The 7,167-nt window shown below is 71.3% G+C and carries 6 protein-coding genes; 2 read left to right on the forward strand and 4 right to left on the reverse strand.

The features are described from left to right. Positions 1–72 precede the first annotated feature (72 nt). Positions 73–1,896, forward strand: a complete 1,824-nt coding sequence (locus ACRWK8_RS22925; RefSeq protein WP_431872814.1) for an ABC transporter ATP-binding protein — start codon at positions 73–75, stop codon at positions 1,894–1,896. Here ACRWK8_RS22925 and ACRWK8_RS22930 read toward each other — a convergent pair. From ACRWK8_RS22930 to ACRWK8_RS22945, 4 genes are all read right to left on the reverse strand, one after another. After that, entirely contained in the window at positions 1,880–2,386 is a 507-nt protein-coding gene (locus ACRWK8_RS22930) for an FBP domain-containing protein (protein WP_378739559.1), read from the reverse strand. The two genes, ACRWK8_RS22925 and ACRWK8_RS22930, sit on opposite strands and share 17 nt — an antisense overlap. Before the next feature lie 185 nt (positions 2,387–2,571). After that, positions 2,572–3,564: a tetratricopeptide repeat protein gene (locus ACRWK8_RS22935; protein WP_378739561.1), complete on the reverse strand. Its 993-nt coding sequence runs from the start codon at positions 3,562–3,564 to the stop codon at positions 2,572–2,574. Positions 3,565–3,772: 208 nt separating this feature from the next. Continuing rightward, complete coding sequence (locus ACRWK8_RS22940) at positions 3,773–5,020, reverse strand: HRDC domain-containing protein (protein ID WP_431872820.1); 1,248 nt, start codon at positions 5,018–5,020, stop codon at positions 3,773–3,775. A gap of 127 nt (positions 5,021–5,147) precedes the next feature. Continuing rightward, entirely contained in the window at positions 5,148–5,723 is a 576-nt protein-coding gene (locus ACRWK8_RS22945) for a DUF3000 domain-containing protein (protein ID WP_378739564.1), read from the reverse strand. Positions 5,724–6,075: 352 nt separating this feature from the next. On the opposite strand from ACRWK8_RS22945, the gene hemE reads away from it, so the two are divergent. Beyond that, positions 6,076–7,044: a uroporphyrinogen decarboxylase gene (gene hemE, locus ACRWK8_RS22950; protein ID WP_431872822.1), complete on the forward strand. Its 969-nt coding sequence runs from the start codon at positions 6,076–6,078 to the stop codon at positions 7,042–7,044. Positions 7,045–7,167 lie beyond the last annotated feature (123 nt).

A 7,167-nucleotide genomic window follows, 5' to 3' on the forward strand; every position in this document is an offset into this window, starting at 1 on the left:
GCGCTTGTGGACGCCCCGGCCGACGCGGTTCGCTGAGGGTGGATTCCGAACGAGGGGGACACGGGGACGACGATGCCACGACCGGACACGGAACACCAGGAACTGCTCAGAAAAGCGCCCAGGGCACCGCTGCGGCGACTGTGGGAGTACGCCCGCCCGCACTGGCGGGCGTTGGTCGCCGGAGGCGTCCTCACCTTCCTCGGCGGGATCACCGGCCTGGTCCAGCCGCTCATGGCCAAGTACGTGATCGACGCTCTGGGTAGCGGCGCGTCCGTCTCCGGGCCGATCCTCGTCCTGCTGGGCGTGGTGCTCGCGGGAGCCGTGATCGGGGCCCTCGGCGCCTTCGTCCTCGAACGCACCGGCCAGAGCGTCGTGCTCGGCGTGCGCCGCACCCTGGTGGGCCGACTCGTCCGACTGCGCGTGGGCGAACTCGACCGGCTCAGGCCGGGCGACCTCGTCTCCCGGCTCACCGCCGACACCACGCTGCTCAGATCCGTCGCCACCAGCGGTATCACCAACCTCTTCACCAGCGCGGTCCTGCTGGTGGGCGGCATCGTCGTCATGGGGGTGCTCAGCCCGCTCCTGCTCCTGATCACGCTGGGCATGATCGTGCTGGTCGGCCTCCTCATGGGGATCGTCCTGCCCAGGATCGGGCGCGCCACCCAGGCGGCGCAGGCCTCGCTCGGTGAGATGGGCTCCCTCCTGGAGCGGATCTTCGGCGCCTTCCGCACGGTCAAGGCCTCCTCCGCCGAACGGGCCGAGATCGCCCGACTCGACGAGTCCGCCGTGGAGTCCTGGCGCCGGGGCGTGTCCGTGGCCGGGTGGACCGCCCTGTCGGGCACGCTGTCCATGCTCACCGTCAACACGAGCTTCCTCGTGGTGCTGGGCGTCGGCGGCGGCATGGTGGCGGCGGGGACCATGAGCGTGTCCACGCTCATCGCCTTCCTGCTGCTGCTCTTCTACCTCATGGAACCCATCAGCACCCTCGTGCAGTCGGCCACCGAGCTCCAGACCGGGCTGGCCGCCATCCGCAGGATCGACGAGGTCACCGACCTCGACCAGGAGGACCCCGGACGGGCCCGTACCGAACCCGCCTCACCCCGACCGGCCGACGTCTCCCTCACCGACGTCACCTTCCGCTACCACCCCGACCTGCCCCTGGTACACCACGGGGTGAGCTTCGCGGCGTCGGGGCCCGGACTGACCGCCCTGGTCGGTCCCTCGGGGTCGGGAAAGACCACCGTCTTCTCCCTGATCGAACGCTTCTACGACGCCACCACCGGCACCGTGCGCCTGGACGGCACCGACGTCCGTGACTGGCCCCTGGAGGAGCTGCGCTCCCAGATCGGCTACGTGGAACAGGACGCCCCGGTCCTCGACGGCACCCTGCGCACCAACCTCACCATGGCCGCCCCGAACGCCACCGAGGAGCAGATCCAGGAGGTGATCCGCACCGCCCGCCTCACCGACCTGGTCCGGCGTCTGCCCGGCGGACTGGAGAACCCGATCGGCCACCGGGGCGTGACCATCTCCGGGGGCGAACGCCAGCGGGTGGCCATCGCCCGCGCCCTGCTCCGCCGTCCGCGCCTCCTCCTGATGGACGAGGCCACCTCCCAGCTGGACGCCGCCAACGAGGGGGCGCTCAGGGAGGTCATGCTGGCGGCGGCACACGACACCACCGTGATCGTCGTCGCGCACCGGCTCTCCACGGTCACCAGCGCCGAGCGGATCGTGGTCCTGGAGACCGGGCGGGTACGCGCGGTGGGAACCCACGCCGAACTGGTCGAACACGACTCCCTCTACCGGGACCTCGCCGCCGGTCAGCTCCTCGCGCCGGAGCCCGCGGGCACCGACGACTCCCGGGAGGAGCCCGCCGTGGTCAGTCTCCGAGAGTGAGGAAGGAGGAGGCGAAACGGTCGACGTTGAGGCGCAGGCGCTGGACGCGCTCCTCCCGGGTGATGGTCTCCGCCGGCTGGATCAGCGCGGACTCCCGCCTGCCCCGCACGTACGACGGGCAGGCCAGGTCCGCGCACACGTACAGGCCGACCGTGTCGCCCTGGCGTCCGGCCTTGCCGGGCTTGGGGGCGCTGAACAGCCGGACGCCGCCCGCGGGGTGCACGGTCAGGCAGAACGAGCAGGTCATCGACTTGAAGAAGTTCGCCTTGCGGTTTCCCGTCGGGAGCCGCAGGGCGATCCCGAGCGGTTCCTCCCCGGACTCGATCACCAGGTAGGCGCGGCCCGGCGCCTTGGGGTCGGTCCACCCGAGGAAGTCCGTGTCCTCCCAGTCCAGGACCGGCAGGGTCGCGGGGAACGACAACCGCTTGGTCTCGCCCTTGGGGCAGTTGACGAACGAGGAGCGGATCTCCTCGTGGCTCAGTTCGCGCATGGCTCTCTCTGGTGGACGGCGGTGACGACTGACGGATCATGCCAGGAGGGACGGGTGAGTGCGAGTCCTTTTCGCACGTGGGGCTCCTTCCCCCGAACCCCGTGCGCACACCCGCTCCACAGGGAGGGGCCGGGAACCCCCCCAGGGAGTTCCCGGCCCCGGTGAGCTCGGGTGTGTCGCTCGTGTCAGAGGAGCGCGTTGGCCTCACGGTGGCGACCGGCGGAGTTGTAGGCGCCCGCCAGGTCGCGGCGCAGCCGCATGATGAGCCGTCTGACCTCCGGGTCGCCCGAGGAGTTGAGCGCCACCCTGTAGGCCTCGCGGAGCACCTCGACCGCGTCGTCCGTCCGGCCCGCCTGCGTGTAGGCGCGGCCCAGCCGGTGGTGCACCGTGAGCGTGTCCAGGTGGCCCTTGCCCAGGCGGCGACGGCGCCCGGCCAGCACCATGCGCAGCTGGGAGACGGCCTCCTCGTACCGGCCGGCCATGCTCTGCGCCGCGCTCAGGCCGAGCCGCAGCTCCTCGCGGCGCTCGGTGGAGGCGACGTCCTCGATGGCCCGCGCGTAGTGGGCCACGGCGGCGTCCACCCGTCCGCTGCGCCGGTAGCACACGGCCAGGCGCATGCGCGCCTCCACCGTGTCCTCGTCGGCCGGACCGAACTGGCTCTCCCGCTGACCGAGCAGGATCTCCCACTGGGCGGCGGCGTCGGCGGGGCAGCCCACGTCCTCCAGCGCCCAGGCGAGGTTCTCCCGGATGATCTCGGTCCGGGGGTGGTCCTCGCCGTAGACCGCGACGGCCTCGCCCAGGGCCAGCTCGAACTGCTGCACGGCGGCCTGCCGCCGACCCATCTGGGCGTACTTGGTGGCCAGGTTGTTCCGGGCGGTGATGGTGTCCGGGTGCTCGGTGCCGAGGCGCTCCACCAGGGACTGGAGGGTGCGCTCGAGCGAGGCCGCGCGCATCCCGGCCGTGGGCCCCTTGGCCACCGGGGCGGACGAACCCGTCCGCCGGGGCAGCGGCCGGTCCCCGGCATCGCTGGCCACCCTGCCCGCCGGGGCCGGTACCTGCTCAGGCACGGCGGCGGGCTCGAACTGATCATCAGAAGCGGGCATGGCGGCCTCGGTCGACTCGACCTCGGCAGAACGCGTCAACCCCGCCTCGCGTAGCAGCGCACGCCAGAACGACAAGCAGACTCACCACATTTCCCTGATCACACGAGCCGGGAGCCTTGTGGGCCCACGGTTCGGTACACACCCGTTGAGGAACCGCCCTGAGTTTTCAGAGCACGTTTCTATAACTTAATCGGACAGCGGGCTATGGAACAGGCGTGAACCACCCTTGTAGGGGGGTGAGTTCAGTCACGTCTGGGTTCAAAGTGGTTGAAGAGGGTAGTGATCAACCTTTTTCGGCACCGAGCAACGCTGTGGCCAGCGGTTCCGCGGTGAGCCCGATCTGCCAGTTCCTGGCGCCTCGTGTGCTCAGGAACTCACCCACGGAGTCCGGATCCACGGCCTTCGGCGGCGCCCAGGCCAACCTTCTGACGGTGTCGGGCAGCAGAAGGTTCTCGGTCGGCATCACGACGTCCTCCGCGATCCCCGTCACGGTCGCCCGCGCGGCCTCCAGACGGCGCGCGGCCTCGGGCGCGCGGTCGGCCCAGCGGTTCACCGGCGGAGGACCGTCACCGGGGGCGTTGGGGCGCGGGAGCTCCGCCTGCGGCATCTCGCGGGCCCGGTTCACCGCCTTGATCCACGTGGTGAGGTAACGGCGGGCCAGCTTGATCCCGAACTGGCGGATCTTGGTCAGGTCCGTCGTGCCGCGCGGCATCGCCGTCGCGGCCTCCACGATCGCCGCGTCCGGCAGCACCCGACCGGGGGAGATGTCGCGCTCCTGGGCGATGCGGTCGCGCTCGTACCAGATCTCGCGCACGGCGGCCAGGGAACGCTGGTTGCGCACCTTGTGGATGCCGGAGGTGCGCCGCCAGGGGTCGGCCCGCGGCTCCTTGGGCGGGGCGGCCAGCACGGAGTCGAACTCCTCGCGCGCCCACCCCAGCTTGCCGGTCTCCTCCAGCTCGGTCTCCAGGGCGTTCCGCAGCTCGATGAGGATCTCCACGTCCAGAGCCGCGTACCGCAGCCAGTCCTCGGGCAGGGGGCGCTGTGACCAGTCCACCGCCGAGTGCTCCTTGGCCAGGCGCACGTTCAGGAGGCGCTCCACCATGAACCCGAGCCCGACGCGCTGGTAGCCCAGCAACCGTCCGGCCAGCTCGGTGTCGAACAGCCGCTCCGGACGCAGGTTGACCTCCGTCAGGCACGGCAGGTCCTGGTGCGCCGCGTGCAGCACCACCTCGGCGCCGCCCATCGCGGAGTTCAGCTCGCCCAGGTCGGGGCACGCGATCGGATCGATGAGCGCCGACCCGGAGCCCTCACGGCGGAGCTGCACCAGGTACGCGCGCTGCCCGTACCGGTACCCCGACGCGCGTTCGGCGTCCACCGCCACGGGCCCCGAACCCGCGTTCAGGGCGGCTATGACTCCGGCGAGGGAGTCGGTGTCGGAGGTCACCTCGGGCATGCCCTCGCGCGGCTCCCGCAGGAGGGGCGCCCTCTCCGCGTCGTCGTCGGGTTCGCGGGGGTCGGTCTTGGAGTTCAACGCGTTCGCCACACCACTACGGTATGCGCTGTCGCCACCGAACGCAGATACGGGCCGTTTCGGGATCGTCGGGCGATACCGGCCGACCGCGTCCCGCGCCGGGGCCGGGGGCGCGTCCGGTCGCGGTTCAGGGGCGGGGCCGCTGGCGCGTGATGTCGGTGACGTCGAGCGGGGGAAGCCCCGACGCGGACGCCAGCAACGCCAGCCAGGCGTTCACGTGACCGGACAGGTCGTCGGACTCGGGGGTCCACGAGGCGCGCATCTCGACCTCGGTGGTGGCGCCCTCGTGGGCCTTGGTGCCGAACCCCTCGGTGGTGGCCCGGGTGACCGTGCCACTCAGCGTGTGGTGCGCGGCGCCCTGGGCCTCCAGCGCGTCGGTGAGCCAGCTCCAGGCGACCGGGCCCAGCAGGGGGTCGGTCGCGATCTCCGACTCCAGTTCGGAGTTGGCCTGGCAGACCACACGGAAGGGCCCGGGCCAGTCGCGGGTGCCCTCGGGGTCGTACAGGACGATGAGCCGCCCCCAGGCGATCTCCTCGCCCTGGACCGAGACCTCGGCGGACACGGCGGCGGAGTGGGGCGCCAGCCGCTGGGGTGAGGGGATCTCCCGAACGGTGATCTCGGGGCGGATGAGGGGAGAGCGCAGGGCCTCGACCGCTCGCCGGAACGTCTCTTGAGCGTTCTCGGCGCTACCGACATCGGGCATGGTGGAAACGTCAGCCTTCATTAGGTGGTGATCACGCGTCCTGGCGGGGGTAGTCGGGACGTGCCCCGCCGACGGTGTGATGGTGGGCACGGACTCGACCGTGGCACGACCGACCCGCGCCGGGCCGCAGTTCCCCCGGCGTGTCGGTGTTTTGTGATGATCTTGGGACCGCCCGGGCACCCGTCCGCCCCGGTTCGACCCCGCGCGGACGGGATCGATCCTCCCAGGGTGAGCACCGACTCCGGCGATCCGAGTGAGACCACCGGGGCGGGCATGGCACGATTCAAGGGTGACGCTTCAAGAATCTCCCTTCCTACGCGCCTGCCGGCGCCTCCCGGTGTCCCACACTCCGGTGTGGTTCATGCGCCAGGCCGGGCGCTCCCTGCCCGAGTACCGACGGGCCCGCGCCGACGTGCCGATGCTTGAGGCGTGCGCGCGGCCCGACCTGATCACCGAGATCACGATGCAGCCGGTGCGCCGCTACGACGTGGACGCCGCGATCTTCTTCAGCGACATCGTGGTGCCGCTCAAGGCCATCGGGATCGAACTGGACATCAAGCCCGGTGTCGGCCCCGTGGTCGACGAGCCGATCCGCGACGCCAGCGGTATCAAGCGCCTGCGCGAGATCGAACCCGGCGACGTCCCGTACGTCACCGAGGCGGTCGGCCAGCTCGTGGGTGAGCTCGGCGACAAGCCGCTGATCGGTTTCGCGGGTGCCCCGTTCACGCTGGCCTCCTACCTCATCGAGGGCGGGCCGTCGAAGAACCACGAGCACACCAAGTCGCTGATGTACGGCGAGCCCGAGCTTTGGGACGAGCTCATGCGGCGCCTGGCCACCATCTCCCTGGGCTTCCTGCGCACCCAGATCGAGGCGGGGGCCAGCGCGGTCCAGCTCTTCGACTCCTGGGTCGGGGCGCTCAGCGCCGAGGACTACCGCGCCTCGGTGCTGCCCTACACGTCGTGGATCTTCGGTCAGCTCAGCGAGTACGAGGTCCCGCGCATCCACTTCGGTGTGGGCACCGGCGAGCTGCTGAGCCTGCTCAGCGAGGCCGGGGCCGACGTGGTGGGCGTGGACTGGCGGGTGCCCCTGGACAAGGCCGTCCAGCGGGTCCAGCCGGGCACGGCGCTCCAGGGCAACCTGGACCCCGCCACCCTGTTCGCTCCCTGGGAGGTCGTCGCCGACCGGACGCGCGACATCCTCGCGCGGGGCCGCGCCGCCGACGGCCACATCTTCAACCTCGGCCACGGCGTGCTGCCCAGCACCGACCCGACCATGCTCGAACGGCTCACCGCCTTCGTACACGAGGAGACCGCCTCCTAGGCGCCGTCGCCGGGTCCCGCTGCGCGAGGCCGCGTAGCAGCGTGGGGGAGACGGCCGCTCGCATCGGTGGCGGCGGAGCCGCCACCGGCGCGAGCATCCAGAAACCCAGACCAGGTCCCGCAC

The organism is Nocardiopsis eucommiae, from assembly GCF_965344335.1.
Lineage (GTDB): Bacteria > Actinomycetota > Actinomycetes > Streptosporangiales > Streptosporangiaceae > Nocardiopsis > Nocardiopsis eucommiae.